Source organism: Vibrio navarrensis, assembly GCF_000764325.1.
In the GTDB taxonomy this organism is placed as follows: domain Bacteria; phylum Pseudomonadota; class Gammaproteobacteria; order Enterobacterales; family Vibrionaceae; genus Vibrio; species Vibrio navarrensis.
This window is the reverse complement of sequence record NZ_JMCG01000001.1, coordinates 2,459,418-2,479,184: the sequence shown is the minus strand read 5'-3', so window position 1 is coordinate 2,479,184 and position 19,767 is coordinate 2,459,418. Positions and strand designations below refer to the sequence as shown.

Here is a 19,767-nt window from a genome sequence, read left to right as displayed (position 1 = left end):
CCGCAATAGCTATGCAAACGCACAGCTATTGTGTGCCGTCAAAATAATGAGGTTTTAATTACATGACAAAAATCGTGATCATTGGTGGTGTCGCAGGTGGCGCCTCAGCAGCAGCGCGTGCACGCCGTCTCAGTGAAGACGCGCAAATCATCATGTTTGAGCGCGGCGAATTTGTCTCATTTGCCAACTGTGGTTTACCTTACCACATTGGTGGTGACATCACTGATCGCAGTAAATTACTGTTGCAAACGCCAGAGAGCTTTTTAGCCCGCTTTAATGTCGATGTGCGAGTGATGAATGAAGTTCTTTCCATCAATCGCGAAGAAAAAGCCATCAGCGTGAAAAATTTACTTGACGGCTCTGAGTATCAAGAAAGCTACGACTTTCTCTTACTCAGTCCCGGGGCTGGTCCTGTCGTTCCGCCTATCCCGGGCATAGACAACCCGCTGACCCACTCACTGCGTAATGTTCCAGATATGGATCGCATCATCAAAACCATTCAGATGAACAAACCTGAGCACGCTACCGTAATTGGCGGCGGATTCATCGGTCTGGAGATGATGGAAGCGTTTCATCAACTGGGAATAAAAACCACATTGATTGAGATGGCCGATCAAGTGATGACGCCAGTTGACAAAGAGATGGCAGGTTTCGTCCATGCTGAAATCCGACAAAAGGGCATCGACTTACGCTTGGGCGTGGCGCTAGAAGCGGTTGAGTATCACCCGACAGAACACATTGTCAGTGTCGAGTCTGGTGAAAACGAAGCGCATCGCCATATGCAAGGTGAGCTGACGCTTTCACTCAATAACGGCGAAACTTTGCGTACCGATGTGTTGATTATGGCGATTGGGGTGCGCCCAGAAACCAAACTTGCACGCGAGGCCGAACTTGAAATCGGTGAGCTTGGTGGTATTCGCACCAACGAGTTTATGCAAACCAGTGATCCGTTTATCTATGCAGTCGGCGACGCGGTTGAAGAGCAAGATTTTGTCACAGGCAAACAAACCTTGGTTCCCCTAGCTGGCCCAGCCAACCGTCAAGGCCGTATGGCAGCGGACAACATGCTTGGTCGCAGCGAGCGTTATCAAGGCACTCAAGGGACCGCGATTTGTAAGGTCTTTGATTTAGCCGTAGCGTCAACAGGCAAAAATGAGAAACAGCTAAAACGCGACGGTGTCACTTATGAAAAAGTGTACGTGCACACCGCTAGCCATGCGAGCTACTATCCCAGTGCAGAGATAGTCTCATTTAAGCTGCTATTTGACCCACAAACAGGCAAAATTTTTGGCGCGCAAGCCGTTGGTAAAGATGGCGTAGATAAACGGATTGACGTGATGGCCGTCGCTCAGCGTGCGGGCATGACAGTGCTCGATCTCCAACACTTAGAGCTGACCTACGCTCCTCCATTCGGCAGTGCCAAAGACGTGATTAACCAAGCAGCGTTTGTTGCGGCAAATATCATGAAAGGGGATTCGACACCGATTCATTTCGACCAGTTAGCTGAGCTAAATGATCAGCAACTCCTACTGGATGTGCGCAATCCTGGCGAACGTGACAACGGCAATCACTTGCCTGGCGACGTAAACATTCCCGTTGACCAACTGCGTCAGCGTATGCACGAGCTGCCAAAAGACAAAGAGATCATCATCTATTGTCAGGTCGGTCTGCGGGGTAACGTCGCGTATCGTCAACTGGTCAACAACGGTTTTAAAGCCCGCAACCTGATTGGTGGCTACCGTACTTACTTATTTGCTCAGCAGTAAAAACTAAATTCGCGCTACAACGCCAACAAAAACGAGGGAGCCTAAGGCTCCCTCGTTTTTTTAATCACTGTTTTTCAATCATAGTTTTAGCTTCGTGATTCTCGGCTGTGGCAAAGCTCAATCGCATTTTTTAACAGCTCAAGAGCGCTTTGATCACATGGTGGAAGTGCAGCATCACTTTGAGCGATAGGTTCAACACGCTCACCCCATTTGATCAGCCCTGCGCCCCAGGTTAGGCCTGCGCCAAAAGCAGCGAGCAAAATATTGTCACCCGCTTTAATATGGCCCTGCTCTACCGCCTCACACAGCGCGATCGGCACCGTGGCCGCCGAGGTGTTGCCATATTTATCAATATTAATGAACGCCTTTTTCTGCTCAATCCCCGCGAGATCGCACAAAGTCTGGATAATACGGATATTCGCTTGGTGCGGAATCACCACGTCAATATCGTCTTTACTCATTTCAGCCGTGGCTAGTACGTGTGCAGCGGCGCTGCTCATGCCCTTCACAGCACGTTTGAAGATCTCTTTACCAACGAAGTTGAACGCCCAAAAGCCGTTATCTGCGGCGAAACGATCCATGGAAGTGCCAAATTTCGGCACAGAGAGAATGTCGCGGCCATTGGCATCACAGCCGATTTTCGCACTTTGCAGACCAACCGCGTGCTCCGTTCTTGATAAAACCACCGCGCCCGCACCGTCACCAAACAGCACAGCGGTATCGCGCATCGCCCAATCGATATAGAAAGAGAGACGCTCTGCTCCAATGATAAGTGCGTGGCGATAAGCGCCAGATTGAATTAAGCGTGTGCCCGTTTCTAGCCCGTAAACAAAGCCCGTACAAGCGGCATTCAAGTCAAACGCTGCCGCCGCTTCGATACCCAAATTTCTTTGAACCAACGAAGCAATATTGGGAATAAGCGAATCTGGTGAACAGGTAGCAACAATAATCAGATCAATATCCGCAGCGTCAAGCCCAGCACGCGCAAGCGCATGGCGAGCCGCAACGGTGGCCAATTCCGAGGTATTTACATGGCTGATACGACGATTGGCAATCCCGGTGCGGGTGCGAATCCATTCGTCCGACGTTTCAAGAAACGTACTCAGATCATCATTTGACAAGGTAGCGGGAGGCAGGCATTTTCCCCAACCCGTAATTTCGGCGTAATAATTTGTCATCTTAGACCTATTTATTGTTGTTTTTAAATTAAGTAGATTAAGCAAGTATACGCTTTCTGAGGTTGTCTGGTAAGTCCAGTTTAAAACCTCGTCGACGAGCTTGATGTCGCAATGACTCTTTTATCGTCTGTTGTATGAAAATCACTAAGAAGGAATGAAAAACATGTCGACCTTCCATTCACGCTGCCCGGCTTGCGGCGGCCTAAACCGTTTACCCGTGGAGCGTGTTTCTGAACAACCTAGCTGCGGTAAATGCAAAACGGCGCTGCTTGATGGCGCACCGATTGAAGGAACCGCGGACAACTTTAACGCAATTCTAAACAGTGACCTTCCTGTGGTGGTCGACTTTTGGGCACCTTGGTGTAACCCTTGCGTTGGCTTTGCGCCTATCTTTGCCGACGTGGCGCATGAGCGCAAACATCAGGTACGCTTTGTGAAAATCGATACAGAAGCCCAACAGGCGCTCGCCGCTCAGTTTCAAATCCGCAGCATTCCAACCATCATGGTATTTAAGAAAGGACAACGGGTTGATATGCTCAATGGCGCCTTACCCAAAAGCCAGTTTGATCAATGGCTAAATCAAGCCATCAAAAAATAATTGACTAATCCGGGTAATCTTGACCCGGATTTATTCTATTAAAAAGCACCTAATCGCCGATTTTCGACCATATGCTCGAGAATCATATTTTCATGTCGTATCGACAAATATTTGTGATTTTACTCACATAAGTTTTCGCCGCATAGTCGCGCCAACAAGCTATGAACCTCTCTTCTTATCTGGAGAATCTGACTTTGGCCGACACCCGCGAAACGACACTGCCTTCATCTATTTTCGTCCCTATTTTAGCGCTGACGCTTTACTCGGTTGCATCCGGCTACCTGATGAGCCTGATCCCGTTGGTGACGGAGCAATACCAGTTACCAGTATCTTTGGCGAGTTGGTTAGCCAGTGCGTTTTATGCCGGTTTGTTATTGGGCTCAATGTTTTTTGAACCTGTGGTGCAACGCATCGGTCACAAAAACGCCTTTATTTTGTGCTTGCTGGTTTTTATCGCAAGTATCGTGACGTTACCTTTGCTGCCCAATAGCCACATCTGGCTGGGTGCACGTTTTGTCGCTGGCATTGCAGTCGCAGGCGTGTTTGTGGTGGTTGAGTCTTGGCTATTAGATGGTGACGAGCACTCTCGAGCCAAGCGGCTTAGCTTTTACATGATTTCGCTCTACGGCGGCACTGCGTTTGGTCAAATCGGGATCAGCACTTTTGGTATTTCGGGCTCTACGCCTTTTATCTTGATTTGCGCCACGTTAATGATTGCGGTCATGGCGCTGGTTTGCTTTCGTACATCGCAACCAGATAGCCATTCGGCAGAGAGCCTGTCACTTAAGCAGATCGCTCGCCTTAGTCACGCGGCGATTATCGGTTGCATTGTCTCTGGGCTAACGCTTGGCGCGATCTATGGCTTGATGCCGCTTGAGCTAGCCAACCGCAATGTCGAACAAAGCAGTATCGGCAGTTTGATGGCGCTGGTAATTTTAGGCGGCATGGTCGTTCAGCCTACCGTGACGGCGCTGGGTAAATGGACAGGCAAATCTTTACTGATGGCGTTTTACTGTTTGGCGGGTGTTTTCGCCATCGGCATGACGTTTGTCTCCGACTCCTTACCTGTGTTAGCGATGGCGCTATTTTTGCTGGGTATGGCCGTCTTTGCTCTCTATCCGATCGCCATTACATTGGGTTGTGAACAGCTCGACAGTAAGTTTATCGTCTCAGCCACTCAGGTCATGCTCTTTAGCTACAGCGTAGGCTCGGTGATTGGCCCCGTTTTAGCAGGCGAGTTTATGCACAACCCCCATGGTTTGCTGGGTTATCTGTTTGCCATGTTGGTGCCAACCACAATCTACATGCTGCTCGCGGCGATAAAAACGCGCAAAAGTGTTGCGCTCCCTTAGCATTATGCCCCGGCTGCGGGGCCTAATGGTCTGCCAAGTTTTTGCGATAGCGGGTCGGCGAAACACCAAAATATTTTTTAAATCGGTGGGTAAAATTGTATGGGTCACGGTAGCCGAGTCGGTGCGAGATCATGCTGATGGTCCACTCTTTGTAACGTAGCAAATCCGCCGCTTTGTCCATGCGCAGTTGGATCAGTTTGCTGCGTGGCGTAACACCAAATAGCTGTTTCGTCAGGCGGTTAAACTGCTCTTCACTGATATAACAATGCGCGGCCATTTCTGCCACACTCCAAGGCAGATGTAACTGACTTTCCACTTCGTTAAACAACGCCTGAACACGCGAAAGTGAGCCGGAAACCCCAGGCTCTACCGTGGAAAGCAGACGCACCACTTCACTGATCAACATGCGGCGAAAGCTGCCTCTTCCGCCGATTTCAGCATAGAGCAAGCACATCAGCGACCACACCTGTTCTGTTTCGCGAAAATTCACTACACATTGCCCCATTTGGGCAATGTGCTGCCATTTTTCACTTGGCTGTGGTAACAGCCAGATCATTTCCCAAAATTTGCTGTTTGGATCGAGTTCAAAACGAAACGGGGTATGCGCAGGAAGAATGGTTAATGAGTACGGTGGAATCGCACTCACCTTGTCTTTGGTGATCAGTACGCCAGCGCCAGCCATTGTAAACAGCAAAGTATGTACCGCCACGCCATAGCGCTCAACCGAATAACCTTGCTTGAGTTTTGCGATGCCCGCCATAAAAATGTCCGCAGCGCGCCATTCTGGGATCTCCGTTAAGGTGAGAAATCGCTCCTTACACTCAGGTGCAAGGTAGACTTCGTCGACCCATTCGTTTTTAGGCACAAATTGCTCAATGACGGATTTGCACAGGTTTTCCGAATTTTCAAACATGTTCACCTTAAGCGTTCCCCTTTATAGTTCCGCTCCAAACAAAGGAGCAAACATGAACCAACAACATATCAAAGAATTGCCGAGCAATCCTTTACCTGGCGGGCTATTAAAGACCATTGCCAAGCTCGGTTTTCCCGTTGCGATACAAAGCGCACTGGTGGCAATTTTAGCGTTGGCGGACGTTCTCATGGTAAGCGACTTTGGTAAAGAAGCAACCGCTGCTGTGGGAATTGCCTCAAAATGGCACTTTGTTGCGATCATGATCATGGCCGGGCTCGCTTCGGCAAACGGTACCCTAGTGGCACAATATTGGGGTAAACAAGATGCCCGCAGCGCCAAAACGGTCTCGATGATTGCCATGACTTTTGGCCTCAAAGTGCTTTTACCTGTGACGCTTTTGATCACGCTGGGCTCACACTTGATCATGATGCTGCAAACCAGTGACCAACGAGTTATTGAACTCGGCTCAGTGTATTTGTGGTACGCGTTTCCCGTACTATTACTGACCCACATAGTGATCGTAATTGAGGCAAGCATGCGTTCATCAGGTGACACCGTCACACCTCTAGCGATGGGGGCCGTTACTATCGTGATTAACATCGCGCTGAACTATTGGTTGATCAAAGGCGGCTTAGGCATTCCTGCAATGGGGGTGGCTGGTGCGGCGCTGGCGACGACCATCTCTCGTGCGGTGCAAGTCGGATTAATGCTTGGTTTCATGCAATGGAAATCGCATTGGTTGCTGACCACCCACGCATCACCTGAACGCCCTTCACTGTGGCTTTCTTACCGCCGATTGGCGCTGCCAACGACACTGGGCGCGGTTTTGTGGGCGATTGGCACCATGGTTTATCAAATGATTTTCGGCCATATGGGCACCACAGAACTGGCTGTGTTTAGTATGCTTGGACCATTTGAGTCGCTCTGCTATGCGATTTTCTTTGGTCTTTCTGTTGCATGTTCAGTCTTGATTGGTCAAGCCCTCGGCCGAGATGAGTTTGAGAAAGCGCAGGCCATGGCCGCCTACTTTATTAAAGTCGTTTTTTTGGTTGGTATTTCTGTCGGCGCATTTATGCTCGCTAACCGTGAACTGATCTTATCCGCACTTAACCTAGCAAGCGAAGAACTGCATCCATTGGCAGCACCAGCAGTGATGATCCTTTGCTGCGGCATCTGGATAAGAATGCTCAACATGATCATCATCAACGGTATTATTCGCGCAGGAGGTGACAATATTTTCTGCCTGCGGATGGACTTTATCGCCATGTGGATGACGGGCTTACCCGTGTGTGCGATGGCCGCTTTTATTGCTGGCTGGGAGTTTAAATATGTTTATACACTGATGCTGAGCGAAGAAGTGGTGAAATTGGCACTGTGCTATCGCCGCTACACGCAGAAGTACTGGATTAAGAATCTCACTGTAGTGACGACTTCTTAGCCATTCTTTGATGACGATTAGAACTCTCCGGTGCTGGTTTTCCGGGCACCGGTTTTCTCTCACTCCACAGATGGCGAATCGCCAGAATCGGATGAGCGATCAGCATCCTCGGCCCACCATAACGCATCACATCGCGCATCTGTGTTTTCGGCTCCGGCTTGTAACAATGGATCGGGCAGCGATTACACGCTGGTTTTGCTTGCCCGTATGGGCACCGGTCTAAACGGGTTTCGGCATAATCCAACAGAGCCTGACACGATTGGCACAAAACACGCTCACTTTGATGATGCGCCTGACAGTACATCGCGACCATATAGGAGACGGTCTTAAATTCAGTGGCGAGTGAGCCTGTTAATAAAAGCGAGGGCGAAGGTGGCTGTTTCATCTTTGTGGTCATTTTCATTTCTTGTGATGAGTCACTATACCCAAAAAACTCAGCTGCGCTTTTAACTAAATCAAAGTCACTTGTACTTTTGTGAGCAAATGATTATCCTGCGCCACCTCAACCGGGAGTCAACCAATGAACCGCAAAAAGAAAATTAATCAAATCTATAACGCCAGAATGAAGAAGCAGAATGCAAAGCTGCACAAGAGCAATAAGCCGCGTTATATTTCCAAAGCAGACCGAGCTAAAATGGAAGCTGAACAAGCACTCGAAGCGCAAGCGCAGGAAAATCTGCCTCAAGCAGAACCCGTAGAGTCTCAGACGGACGCACAAAGCGACTCACAATAAGAAAACCGCTCAGTTGAGCGGTTTTCTGTTTTTTAGCAAGTGGTGTTATGAGACTTTGAAGTACTTCAACTGATCATGAAGTATCTCGGCCACTGCCGCCATGGCTTGGCTCTCTTCCGCCAGCATCTGTGAAGCCTGCATCACTTCGTTGGCCGCCAGATGAATGCTGGTGACGTTTTCCGTCATCTCATTGGCGACTAACCCTTGCTGCTCCGATGCCGCTGCAATCTGCGCCACCATATCGTTCGATTTCACCAACTCAGTCACCATATTGGCTAACTGCTTTTGCGTGTCCAACGAAATAGCGACACTTTGCTCAACTTTGACGTTACTGCGCTGCATCGCTTGCACCGTGCGCTCGGTGCGCTCAGTTAAGGAATCGATCGTCTGCTGTACTTCATTGGTGGATTGCTGAGTGCGTGAGGCCAAATTGCGCACTTCGTCTGCCACAACCGCAAAACCACGCCCTTGTTCACCAGCACGAGCCGCTTCAATTGCCGCGTTAAGTGCCAGTAAGTTGGTTTGCTCTGAAACCTCGCGAATCACGCTCACTACTGCGCTGATCTCCTGTACGCCCGCTTTTAACTCCGCCACCAATTGGTCGGCAGCGGAAATGTCTTGTGACACATGCGAGACGGTTTGTGCGGTCTTCTCCATCGCTTGACCGCTTTGCTCTGCATGATGCGTAACCAACTGGGTACTGTGCGCGGTGTTTTCTGCATTGCTCGCAACATCGGCGATGGTGGTACTCATCTCCGTCATTGCGGTCGAGAGCAACTCTAACTGCGAATGCTGCGTGCCGACACTGGTAGCGGCTTCTTCACTTGCCTGAGCGATGCTTTGCGCCATGTTGGCGGATTGTTCTGCCGCTTCATGTGCCGCCATCAAAGTAAACTGCAGTTTCTCCAACATACGGTCTATCTCACGACTCATCACTCCCAGCTCATCTTTGCGCTGCGTATTTAGTCGCACACGTAAATCGCCATCGGCAATTTTGTTGGTATTGTCAATTAAACGATTGAGCGGTAAGACAATGTTGCTTGAGATAACGTAACCCATCGCCAGTAACATGGCCGCCATAATTAATGCAACAAACGCCTCTTTAAGCGCCGCCGCGAAAAAAGATTCTTGAATGTCCGCCACCAAGATGCCAGAGCCAACAATCCATCCCCAACCTTTGAACAGCTCAACGTAGGAAATCTTGTCTTTCAATTTGCCATTAGGGCTTTTCCATTGGTAGTCGAGGAAGCCGCCACCGTTTTGCGCTGTTATCGACGCCATTTCCTGCCAGTGGAATTTGCCAGCGCCATCTTTAAAGCCGGAGGCGTTTTGCCCGTTTAACTCAGGCTTGACCGGATGAGTGACAATCGTGAGCTGCGGTGTGGTGATCCAGAAGTAATTATCATCGTCATAACGCAATTTGTTGATCGCTTGGATAGCGCGAGACTGGGCTTCTTGCTCACCGATTTCTCCTTGCAGATCATAATAGTAACTGACCAAATTCAACGCGGTTTCCACCTGAGCTTTAAGCTTACTTTCGCGTTCAGCCATGGAGGATTTACGTTGCTCATTCAAGTTGTAAATGCACGTCGCCACAATGAGAGCAACGGAGAGAATCACGAGCGAGAGAAGTTTGTACTTTACCGATAAGTTACTAAGTTTCATCTGAGCATCCGTTTTTTTATAAAGCCAACTGAGTCGTATTTTTTATTGAAAGAGGATCATTACTCGTTTCAACGAATAGTCAAATGATGCATATCACGATTTTAACCATTTGTTGCGTGTGGGTTTCAGAATGGACGCATTTATCACGTTTGCTAATGCAAAATGCCATGTTTGAGACGTTCCATATGATTTTTTGTAGTGATACCTTTGGCACTTTATGCCCAAACTGATAGATCCAATTACAATCTGTTTTCATTTATTGCCAAGTGATCTCACGCTCAGTTTTTCGACAGTGTTAACGTTATCTGTGTATCCACACAATTAAGACTTAACAATCTCCTTACTTCAGCGTCACGATTGGCTGGAATTTCGTGAGTCACTGCCGAGAAATCAACATCGGTTTCAACGCTCAGTGGTTATGTGAAGCCGGTTTACTATTTTTTAGCTATATAAAGAGAAAATATCCCTACTAATTTTACCAATAAGGACAAATATCATGTTGTATTTGGAGTTCCTGTTCCTTTTGCTGATGCTTTACATCGGCTCCCGCTATGGCGGTATCGGTCTTGGTGTCGTGTCTGGGATCGGCTTGGTTATCGAAGTGTTTGTGTTCAAAATGCCGCCCACCTCCCCACCTGTAACGGTCATGCTGATCATTCTTGCCGTTGTTACCTGTGCCTCGATTCTTGAAGCGGCTGGCGGGTTGAAATACATGCTGCAAGTGGCGGAACGCATGCTGCGTAAAAACCCAAAACGGGTAACCTTGATTGCCCCTTTTGTCACTTACGCGATGACGTTCATGCTAGGTACTGGCCACGCGGTTTACTCCATCATGCCAATCATTGGCGACGTTGCTCTGAAAAATGGCATTCGCCCAGAGCGTCCGATGGCAGCGGCTTCAGTGGCATCGCAAATTGCGATTACCGCCTCACCCATTTCTGCGGCGGTGGTTTACTACTTAGCGCAGCTTGCCGACATTAACCACGAAATCACTTTGCTTTCTATCCTTTTAGTTACCGTTCCTGCGACACTGTTCGGCACCTTGCTGATGTCACTTTACAGCCTAAAACGTGGTAAAGAGCTGGACGACGATCCGGAATATCAAGAACGTTTGAAAGATCCGGTATGGCGCGAAAAAATCCTTAACACCACCGCAACCTCGCTGGATGAGCATCTACCAGCCGCCGCGAGAAACTCTGTCCTGCTGTTTATCGCTTCCATCTTCACCATTGTGCTCATTGCCATGATGCCAGAAATTCGCATTATCGCTGAAGGGAGCAAACCGATCAGCATGGCGGTGGTCATTCAGATGATGATGCTGTGCTTCGGCGGTATCATTTTGCTGGCGACCAAAACGGACCCACGCAGCGTGCCCAATGGTGTGGTGTTTAAATCGGGTATGGTGGCTGCGATTGCAATTTTCGGTATCGCGTGGATGTCAGATACCTACTTCCAGTACGCAATGCCTCAGTTTAAATCCGGCATCGTTGAGATGGTGAACAACTACCCATGGACCTTCGCTTTGGCGCTGTTCATTGTCTCGGTGGTAGTGAACTCACAAGCCGCGGTTGCACGTATGATGTTGCCTGTTGGTCTTGGCTTAGGGCTTGAACCCGCACTACTGATTGGTTTAATGCCAGCGCTGTACGGTTACTTCTTTATTCCAAATTACCCTTCAGACATTGCGACCGTAAACTTTGATAACACAGGCACGACTAAGATTGGCAAATGGTATTTCAACCACTCCTTTATGGCGGTTGGTTTAATTGGTGTCATCGGAGCTTGCTGTCTCGGCTACTTGCTAGGCCAAATCATTATTGGCTAACTAACCCATAACGACAAAGAGCGGATATCATGCCTGAAATGATATCCGCTCTTTTTTTGGCAGTTAGGTTGTGTTTTACCCCATGTCTTAAACTTCGGGCGCCTCACTTTTCTTGTGTGACAAAAAACGTACCCAACTTTGTGTTTGTGTCGACGATTTGATCGCATCAGCCTTTTTAGCTAACGCAAGTGCGGCTTCTAAGCGGTTGAGGCGATACAGCGCGTTCACTTTGAGCAGTTGTGCATCATAGAAGCGCTGCTGATTTTCCATTTGATCCAGTGACGCGATCACCTGTTGATACTTCTGTAGCTGGTTTTGCAGCACCGCCACTTCCCAATGGTATTTACTCTCAACCTCTGCGGCTTTATGCCAGAAGTGCAGCGATTTCTGCCACTCTTTTGCCGCTTGCCAATATTGTGCTTGCAAGCGAATCAGCTCAAGATCGCTGTCGGCCTGTTCAAGTTGTGACAATGTCACTGCAGCTTTTTCATAAATCCCTTGGCTCGCATACATATATGCCAACGACTTGCGTTCAGAATCGAGTAAGGCAATGCCTTTAAGCTGCGCGAGGGTCAAGATATCCAACGCCGCTTTTTGTTGACGTAAATTCAGATAGCCACTATAGGCTTGCATCCACCAGATTTTTTTCTCCGGTTGCAAGGCAATCAGCTGTTTGGCGTTGTCCACCACCTGCGACCATTGCTCAAGCTGGGCATGAGCGCCAAGAGAGATTGAGAGCACCGCCACACTGGGTTTAGGGTCGAGTTTGCGCTGTTTCTCCAGCGCGAGCAACGTCTCACGCCACTGCTCTAGGCTGTAGTGTGCTTGCGCCAGATGCAGCCAGACTTCGGCTGCGTTTTCTCCCTCGGGAATGGATTGCGTGAGCAGTTCGAGGTGCGGCAAAGCTTGACGAAATTGACCTAGCGTTAAGTAGATTGACGACAGCATACGCCTAGTACGCCACTGCTCATCGTCGGCCAAACCTTGCGCGTTGAGCGCTTTTTCCAAAGCCATCACCGAATGTTGAGCTTGCTCCGATTGCCAATATAAGATACCCAGCATGCGCGAGATAGCTGCCACATCGCCCGGCCTTGAGACTTCAGCGGTCAACAAATGCTCGATCGCCTGCTGGTTTTGCTCTTTGGCAGACAAGGTTTGCGCCTGCTGCATGTAACGCAGGGCGTAAGGTGAGATGTCCGAGGTCGGTGCCGCGGCTGATACCTTGGTCAACAGCAGGCAGCTCATCAGTAAGGTGATCGTCGTCTTTTTCATCTTCATTGCATTTTAAACTCTATCCGGGTGCTATATCCGAGAATGGGTTGCGCGGCGCCATCGACGATTTGCGGCTGGTAACGCCAACGCTTCACTGCATCAACGGCACTGCGTTCAAAGAATCGAGCTGGCTGAGCTTCCACCACTTCAATATTTTGTGGCCTGCCCGTTTCATCAATATCAAATCTCAGCAACACATAGCCTTCAATGCCTCTCTTCTTCGCTTTGGCAGGATACACTGCATCCACTCGGCTCAGTGGGGTCAACTGCTGATGATTATTTGTCACGCTGTTACCCGGAATACCGACCGAAGGAACGGAAATTGCTAAACCATTGACACTAAAAGACATATCAACATTAGGCATCTCAACCTGAGCCGACGTCGTTGTCATTGGCGTTTGGGATACCTTCATGACTTCGGGCTGAGGCGGCGGCGGTACATCCGGCGGTGGTGGCACGGCACGTTGACGTCGTGCCACTTCGCTTTGCGCTTCAAACATCACCATGTTAAAGCTGACAGGTGCAGATGGCGTTACTCCGTTTAATTTGCCCAGATTCACCATCCATGCCATGGCAGAAAACAGGGCAAACACCATCGCCAATGACACCGGCAGCGATAGCAATAATCTCAACATCAGCGTTTCTCCGCCGCCAGCGCGATGTTTTTCACCCCTGCCGCTTTCGCCGCATCCATCACTTTCACCACCGTACCGTTGTAAGCGTATTCGTCGGCTTGTACCACCAATGAGGCATCCGGTTGATCAAGCAATAAGCGTTCGATACTGGCTTGAACACGCTCAACATCGACAATTCGTTTATCGATATAGATATCATTGGCTGCCGTGACGGCGATGAAAATCCCCGCATCTTTCTGTGCACTAACATTGGAGGCCTGTGGACGATTCACTTCCACACCGGATTCACGCACAAACGAACTGGTGACAATAAAGAAGATCAGCATGATGAAAACGATGTCCAGCATTGAGGTCAAATCGATCTGCGCTTCATCCGATTTTGCCTGACGTTTACCTAGTCTCAAGACTGACTCCTTAACATTCTTTCCAATTTCAGTTCTCGGTTCTGACACGCTTTATACAAGCGGGCATGAACAAACATGCCGACCAGTGCCACCACCATGCCGACCATCGTCGGCAGTGTCGCCAGCGAAATACCTGACGCCATTAATTTTGGGTTGCTACTGCCTTGGGCCGCCATCACTTCGAAGACCGAGATCATGCCCGTTACCGTACCGAGCAACCCAAGCATAGGACAAATGGCCACCAGCACTTTCAGCAAACTTAAATGACGAAACAGACGCTGATGCGCTTGCGCCATCCACGCTTCACGCACCGACAAGGCAAACCACGACTGTCTATCTTGACGCGCTTGCCACTGCTGCGCGGTTTGCGTGCAATACACGGGAAACTCGCGGCTCAGGTAGATAATTTTCTCTACCGCGAGCAGCCAGAAAACTGCCGCGACCGCCGCGAGCCACCATAAAATCTGTCCACCCTGTTCCATAAAGGTCTGTAAAGACGCCCACCATTGGCTGGACGTCAACAGCTCAGGCAACAGTTGCGAAACGAACCCACTCACGCTGCATTCCCTACCTTGGCTGGAAACTCACGAGTGGTGTGCATTTGCTCTTCTGCTTGCTGTGCGACTAAACCGATACTCTGTTTTTCCAGCACGTTACGCACGTTTTCCGCCATTCCATTGAGAATGTTGTGCGCCAACAGTAGCGGCATCGCAGCGACCAGACCGAGCACCGTCGTGACCAGCGCCATCGAAATACCACTCGCCATGATCTTCGGATCGCCATTACCAAACTGGGTGATCACTTGGAAGGTCTCAATCATGCCGATCACCGTCCCCAAAAGACCCAGCATTGGCGCTAAAGCGGCAAGCAATTTGAGCATCGAGAGCCCTTTTTCCAAGCCATTTTGTTCATCGACAATCGCTTCCAGCAGACGAAGTTCTAATGCTTCCACACTGCGCGGACGTTCACTGTCGTACACTGCCAGAATTCGACCAAGCGGGTTATTCTGTGGTGTGTTCGGTGTTTTCAACTGAGCCTTGATTTTGCCCTGCACCGCAAGCAGTACCACGGCGCGGTAGGCTGCGATGATAAGACCGATTGCCAATAAACCAATGATCACTTTGCCGACCACACCACCCGCTGCAAAGCGCTCTGCCAAGCCTGGCGACTGCGCATATTGCTGCAACAACACGCCACGAGTCGGATCGAGCAGCACAGGCATCATCTCACCTTGGCTTGCCACGACCAGATCTGAGCGTACAGGTACGTTTTCAGGCAGTTTGGCGAAAGAAGAAGCAAATTGCTTGTCATGATGCCAATTGACATAACCTTGCTCGGTCAACAGGCCAAAATTACCAAGTGTCAGTGCTGGCGTCGCTTGTGTTTGGCCTTCTGCATCTAGCATCGCAATGGTGAGCTCGCTGACACTGCGGCTGGCACTGATTTGCGCTTGCATCACCTGCCACAAGCCGCGTAGCTGACGAATATCAGGCAGTGTGTTTGCCTCTACGATATCATTAACCACTTGAGTTTGATCTGTCTGGCCAATCGCGGTAACCGCTTCAGCAAGATCCGCTTTGATCTCTTTCGCGTGTTGACGCACCACACCGAACAGTTCGCCCAAACTGCCCGTTTCAACACGCAGTTGCTCTTCAAGTTGAGACAACTGTACTTCGTTGTCACTAAACTGACTGGCCAAGTTATCATTCTGGCTTTCCAATTGGGCTTTTTTCTCTGCCAGAGACGCTTTCAGCGCTTTTAGTTGCTGCTCAGTCTGTTTAAAGCCTTGTTCACGCTGTTGATTGTGTATTTGCTGTGTTTGGTTTTCGATTTTGGCTTGCTGCACCAACTCGGCCTGTGCCAGTACGCCAGCAGAGGACAATGTCAACAATCCAGCCGCAAGAATAGATACGGGTTTCATTTACATCACCTCTTTTGCTGCAACAGATAACGGAAGATAGAGTAACGCTGGTGCGACTTTCTGGTTGGCCACATCAAAGGCACGATTGAGCTCAGACGCCGGAATTTGCGTTAATTCCATCCACTGCTTTTGCTGTTGGTTCCAGTACCAGAAAGCTTGACCGCTTAAGCTGCGAGCAATCAAAGAGATGCGACCCAAATGCAGCAGCTCTGCCTGACGCGCTTTACCATCAACGGTTTGAATTTGCGCCTGATACGCACCAATGCGACTGCCGTAGTCGAGCTCAATTTGGTAAGCCTCTAAAATACGACGAAATTTCTCCGCTTCAGCGACATCAGCACGTGCCATCAGCAATTCCAGCTTTTCCACCCGCTCTTTGCGTTGTTCGGCTTTTAGTGGAACATCATTACTAACCAGATCTTTCAACTCTGCCAACATGTCATACATCAGAGGAACGATGCCTTGCCGCGTCGATTGGATCTCGCTGATTTGGCTCGCTAAACTCGACTTTTCCTGCTCTTGGCTGTGGATCAAAGAAGTCAAGTGGCGCTGGTAAATCTCGAGATTACGCACTTCTTCCTGAAGCAGTTCAATTTCGGCTTGCAATAACTGGCTGTTTTCAGCACTGGCATTAATCAGTGATTGGCTTTTTGCCGCAGCAGTGTTGGTATGGCTTTGAATTTTCTGCGCCTTGTCGAGATCACTGCCATGGGCAGTGGCAACGGTCGCCATCAGTAGTGCGGCGGCACTGGCTTTGTAGAACGTCATAAGAGTTGTCAATAACCTGATGTAAGTTACAATTGCTGTTGATAGTCATTCGTATTATCAACCAAGAGAAGTGCATTCTAACGGATTTTTTGCAGAATACCAACTTGAATGAATATCACCTTCGCAACGTTTAAATAAGTAGTGCGTTGTCTATTTCAATAAACTGGTCAGCTACGTTTCTCAACCCTTGAGCACTGAGACCCGGCACGCCATAAACCACCACTTTTTTCCCATAACGTTGCTGAATGCGCTCGACTAAAATTTCAAAGTCGCCATCACCAGAGAGCAAAATGACTTGGTCGACTTCCGGAGCCCGTTCAATCGCATCTAATGCTATGCCAACATCCCAATCGCCTTTGGCACTGCCATCAGCACGTTGAATGAAAGGCTTAAGCTTCACCTCCAAACCAATTCCGCGCAGAATGTGATGAAACTGCCTTTGCCCGGGATCACGGCTGGCAATGGCATAGGCATTCGCTACCACCACCTGTTTGTTTACGGTGACTTCTTGCCAAAAACGGTTGTAATCAAACTTGCGCTGATATTTTTCGCGACAGGTGTAATACACATTTTGTACATCGACAAAAATGGCGACTTTTTCTTTCATTGGCGTTGTTAACCTAGCAGATGAATTTGCCTCACCCTATGCGATAGCGGCAGAAAAGGCGAGTAAAAAGCGTAATTCGGCGACTCATACACCGGCAGATAGCAGATGATGTCTGCAAAACAAACGAAGTGGTGGAAAAACGCACCGTAAAGATAGGCATTAATTCGAGCTCGCTCAAAAAGCATATGCAACAAAAACATTAATTTTGTAAAAAACCACCTTCTAAAGAAGGTGGCTTTGTGAGAGCCCCCTAAAAGGGGGCCTTTGTTTAGTCCAGCGCTAATTCTTGCTGCTCCTGGCGCTCTTTCTTTTCCTGATGTCTGACATATCGTCGGATTATTTCTTCATTAATTCCAACACTATCGACAAAATAGCCTCGCTGCCAAAAGTGATTACCCCACAGTTTATTCTTCCGTAGATATGGAAATTTACTGAATACTTTCAGGGCTATTTTGCCCTTCAATACCCCCATCAACTTGGATATTGATAGCTTGGGTGGCACCTTAACCACTAAGTGCACATGATCTACTTGGACATTCAGCTCTACGACTTCACATCCAAGTTGATTACAGTACACATATATACACCGATAAACCTCTTTACCAACATTGTTCTTCAATATCCGAAACCGATACTTTGGAGTCCATACGATGTGATATTGACATCTCCAAAATACGTGGGAAGCTTGCTTGTATCTACTCATGTTATTTGTCCTCTTTGACTTCGCTAAAAATCAAGGGAGCAATTAGCATGGGTAGAACTACAGGCCAAGCCTAATTGAATGATAACCACCTACTGAAGTAGGTGGTTTAGGGCTGAAAACAAAACGCAATCGGTTATTTAAACACCCTCACTTTTTGTTGATCGTTTTATTAATATTCACCATCCATTGATTCAAATCATAAATGGAACCCACCTCTCAACCTTACTATGTGCGGCTAAAAATGACTTTTATTGCATATTTCATTACGCAACAGAGTCATCTCCTTCAGCCAGACTCAGTAAGATTATGCCTAGCTGAACAAATAACTTGCTGTTCGAACCTCAGGACGAAAGAGAACGACGAATAAAATGACTACAAAATCCAAGCTCAACAAAGACTATTCCGTCAGCGCCAATCTTATCTCGACGACCGACCCTCGCAGCATCATCACCCACGCCAATAGCGATTTTTGCACAATTGCTGGCTACACCCGCGATGAGCTAAAAGGACAACCACACAACATGGTGCGCCACCAAGACATGCCAAAAGCGGCCTTTGCACAAATGTGGCAGTACCTTAAAGCGGGCAAAAGTTGGATGGGGCTGGTAAAAAATCAGTGTAGTGATTCACAGCATTACTGGGTTTCGGCGTTTGTGACGCCCATCCGTAACGCTGAGGGCGAGATCATCGAGTATCAGTCGGTTCGCTCCAAACCACAGCCAGAACAAGTTGAAAGGGCCCAAGCGCTATACGATGCGATGCGCGCCAATAAGTACAAAGCCAAAATGCGCCTGCCACTAAAGCGCCTTACTACGTTATCTGCCGCGCTGACACTCTTAAGCGGGGTTGGCGGCATCGCCTTAGCCTCATTTTCTTTGCAAAGCGTCGCGATGGGGTTTGCCAGTACGACGTTGGCACTTAGTTGGTATCAGCAAAAACGCTACGAAAAAATTCGCGCGCTCGCCGACGAAGCGTATCACAACCCATTGATGGAAAAGCCTTACACCAATCACTACGATGATTTTTCGCCAGTTGAGTTAGCGTTGATGATGAAAAAAGCGGAGCTGCGCGCGGTCACGGGTCGCGCCACCGAAACCTCTGGCAGTATTTTGATTTCGGCAGAAGAAGAGTTTGCCACCATCCAGTCGATTGGCGAAAGTTTGGATCAGCAGTGCCGAGAGACCGAACAAGTGGCCGCTGCGGTTGAGGAACTCACCCACTCCATCCATGAAGTGGCCAATGCCGCCGCCGCCGCATCTGCGTTGGCAGGTAATGCGAACGACGATTCCAAAACCGGACTTGACAGTATCCGCTCGACCATTCGCATGGTTGACGCCCTTACGGCAGAGCTGCACAACTCAAAGCAGATCATTGAACAACTGGCGAAAGATAGCCAGAAGATCGACAGTATTCTTGAAGTCATTACCGCGATTTCAGAGCAAACCAATCTGCTCGCGCTCAATGCCGCAATCGAAGCGGCACGCGCCGGCGAATCGGGCCGCGGTTTTGCCGTGGTCGCTGACGAAGTACGCAATCTTGCCTCCAAAACGGGCAGCAGCGCCAATGAGATCCACTCGATGATCAGCCAGTTGCAAAACACCGCTCGTCAGGCCGTCGCGGCGATGAATACCGGTAATGAGTTGTCGCAAAACTGTAAGCGCCAAGCCGATAGTACCGGTGAAGTACTCAGTGCGATTCGCGATAAGTTGGGCGCAGTCACCGACAGTAGCCATCAAATCGCCACTGCAGTGGATGAGCAAGCAACCGTTACCCAAGAGATCAATCGCAATATTGTTAACATCAAGCAACTTGCCGACAACACATCACACGCTTCTCAAAGTTCGATTGTTCGCACCAGTGAGCTGGTCAGTAATTTGGAAGAGATGCAGCGTTTGATGCGTCAGTTTTCTTAACGCTTGCTTTACTCAACGCGCTTAAGCGCAATACGTAAAAAGGAAATACGCAAAAGGGGAACACGCCGTTCCCCTT

19 protein-coding genes are annotated in these 19,767 nt (G+C 49.0%); 7 read left to right on the top strand and 12 right to left on the bottom strand.

The window, feature by feature from the left end:
- The first annotated feature begins 62 nt into the window (after positions 1-62).
- Positions 63-1,766: an FAD-dependent oxidoreductase gene (locus EA26_RS11030; protein WP_039427443.1), complete on the top strand. Its 1,704-nt coding sequence runs from the start codon at positions 63-65 to the stop codon at positions 1,764-1,766.
- Between the two features lie 86 nt (positions 1,767-1,852).
- Here EA26_RS11030 and EA26_RS11025 read toward each other — a convergent pair whose 3' ends face one another.
- A complete protein-coding gene (locus EA26_RS11025; RefSeq protein WP_039427442.1) occupies positions 1,853-2,944 on the bottom strand; it encodes a ketoacyl-ACP synthase III in 1,092 nt (363 codons plus the stop codon).
- Between the two features lie 163 nt (positions 2,945-3,107).
- On the opposite strand from EA26_RS11025, the gene trxC reads away from it, so the two are divergent.
- Complete coding sequence (gene trxC / locus EA26_RS11020; RefSeq protein ID WP_039427440.1) at positions 3,108-3,542, top strand: thioredoxin TrxC; 435 nt, start codon at positions 3,108-3,110, stop codon at positions 3,540-3,542.
- Positions 3,543-3,703: 161 nt separating this feature from the next.
- On the top strand, positions 3,704-4,894 hold the full coding sequence (locus tag EA26_RS11015; RefSeq protein WP_052079236.1) for an MFS transporter: 1,191 nt from the start codon (positions 3,704-3,706) through the stop codon (positions 4,892-4,894).
- Between the two features lie 22 nt (positions 4,895-4,916).
- On the opposite strand, the gene EA26_RS11010 is transcribed toward EA26_RS11015, so the two are convergent.
- Positions 4,917-5,807 carry an AraC family transcriptional regulator gene (locus EA26_RS11010; protein ID WP_039427439.1) on the bottom strand — a complete coding sequence of 297 codons (891 nt, stop codon included), beginning with the start codon at positions 5,805-5,807 and terminating at the stop codon, positions 4,917-4,919.
- 52 nt (positions 5,808-5,859) lie between these two features.
- On the opposite strand from EA26_RS11010, the gene EA26_RS11005 reads away from it, so the two are divergent.
- Complete coding sequence (locus EA26_RS11005; protein WP_039427435.1) at positions 5,860-7,245, top strand: MATE family efflux transporter; 1,386 nt, start codon at positions 5,860-5,862, stop codon at positions 7,243-7,245.
- Here the strand turns inward: EA26_RS11005 and EA26_RS11000 are convergent.
- Positions 7,223-7,642: a nitrous oxide-stimulated promoter family protein gene (locus EA26_RS11000; protein ID WP_039427432.1), complete on the bottom strand. Its 420-nt coding sequence runs from the start codon at positions 7,640-7,642 to the stop codon at positions 7,223-7,225. The genes EA26_RS11005 and EA26_RS11000 overlap by 23 nt on opposite strands.
- A gap of 123 nt (positions 7,643-7,765) precedes the next feature.
- Between EA26_RS11000 and EA26_RS10995 the strand changes: the two genes are divergently transcribed.
- Entirely contained in the window at positions 7,766-7,978 is a 213-nt protein-coding gene (locus tag EA26_RS10995; RefSeq protein WP_039427430.1) for a DUF2986 domain-containing protein, read from the top strand.
- 45 nt (positions 7,979-8,023) lie between these two features.
- Here EA26_RS10995 and EA26_RS10990 read toward each other — a convergent pair whose 3' ends face one another.
- Complete coding sequence (locus EA26_RS10990; RefSeq protein WP_039427428.1) at positions 8,024-9,643, bottom strand: methyl-accepting chemotaxis protein; 1,620 nt, start codon at positions 9,641-9,643, stop codon at positions 8,024-8,026.
- Positions 9,644-10,139: 496 nt separating this feature from the next.
- Between EA26_RS10990 and EA26_RS10985 the strand changes: the two genes are divergently transcribed.
- Positions 10,140-11,468 carry an anaerobic C4-dicarboxylate transporter gene (locus tag EA26_RS10985; protein WP_039427426.1) on the top strand — a complete coding sequence of 443 codons (1,329 nt, stop codon included), beginning with the start codon at positions 10,140-10,142 and terminating at the stop codon, positions 11,466-11,468.
- A gap of 87 nt (positions 11,469-11,555) precedes the next feature.
- Here the strand turns inward: EA26_RS10985 and EA26_RS10980 are convergent, their stop codons facing one another.
- From EA26_RS10980 to tnpA, 8 genes are all read right to left on the bottom strand, one after another.
- On the bottom strand, positions 11,556-12,740 hold the full coding sequence (locus EA26_RS10980) for a tetratricopeptide repeat protein (RefSeq protein ID WP_039429023.1): 1,185 nt from the start codon (positions 12,738-12,740) through the stop codon (positions 11,556-11,558).
- Positions 12,741-12,742: 2 nt separating this feature from the next.
- On the bottom strand, positions 12,743-13,375 hold the full coding sequence (locus EA26_RS10975; RefSeq protein ID WP_039427423.1) for an energy transducer TonB: 633 nt from the start codon (positions 13,373-13,375) through the stop codon (positions 12,743-12,745).
- On the bottom strand, positions 13,375-13,779 hold the full coding sequence (locus EA26_RS10970; RefSeq protein WP_039427422.1) for an ExbD/TolR family protein: 405 nt from the start codon (positions 13,777-13,779) through the stop codon (positions 13,375-13,377). Before EA26_RS10970 ends, EA26_RS10975 begins: the two co-directional genes overlap by 1 nt.
- A complete protein-coding gene (locus tag EA26_RS10965; protein ID WP_039427421.1) occupies positions 13,776-14,336 on the bottom strand; it encodes a MotA/TolQ/ExbB proton channel family protein in 561 nt (186 codons plus the stop codon). The genes EA26_RS10970 and EA26_RS10965 overlap by 4 nt, the downstream gene beginning before the upstream one ends.
- A complete protein-coding gene (locus EA26_RS10960) occupies positions 14,333-15,700 on the bottom strand; it encodes a MotA/TolQ/ExbB proton channel family protein (protein ID WP_039427420.1) in 1,368 nt (455 codons plus the stop codon). The genes EA26_RS10965 and EA26_RS10960 overlap by 4 nt, the downstream gene beginning before the upstream one ends.
- On the bottom strand, positions 15,701-16,468 hold the full coding sequence (locus tag EA26_RS10955; protein WP_039427419.1) for a DUF3450 domain-containing protein: 768 nt from the start codon (positions 16,466-16,468) through the stop codon (positions 15,701-15,703).
- 130 nt (positions 16,469-16,598) lie between these two features.
- Positions 16,599-17,075: a LabA-like NYN domain-containing protein gene (locus tag EA26_RS10950; protein ID WP_039427418.1), complete on the bottom strand. Its 477-nt coding sequence runs from the start codon at positions 17,073-17,075 to the stop codon at positions 16,599-16,601.
- Between the two features lie 268 nt (positions 17,076-17,343).
- Positions 17,344-17,778: an IS200/IS605 family transposase gene (gene tnpA, locus EA26_RS10945; RefSeq protein WP_039422787.1), complete on the bottom strand. Its 435-nt coding sequence runs from the start codon at positions 17,776-17,778 to the stop codon at positions 17,344-17,346.
- A gap of 368 nt (positions 17,779-18,146) precedes the next feature.
- Here tnpA and EA26_RS10940 point away from each other — a divergent pair, with 368 nt between their 5' ends.
- Positions 18,147-19,691 (top strand): methyl-accepting chemotaxis protein, encoded by a 1,545-nt coding sequence (locus tag EA26_RS10940; protein WP_039427417.1) that lies wholly within the window; start codon positions 18,147-18,149, stop codon positions 19,689-19,691.
- The last annotated feature ends 76 nt before the right edge of the window (positions 19,692-19,767 follow it).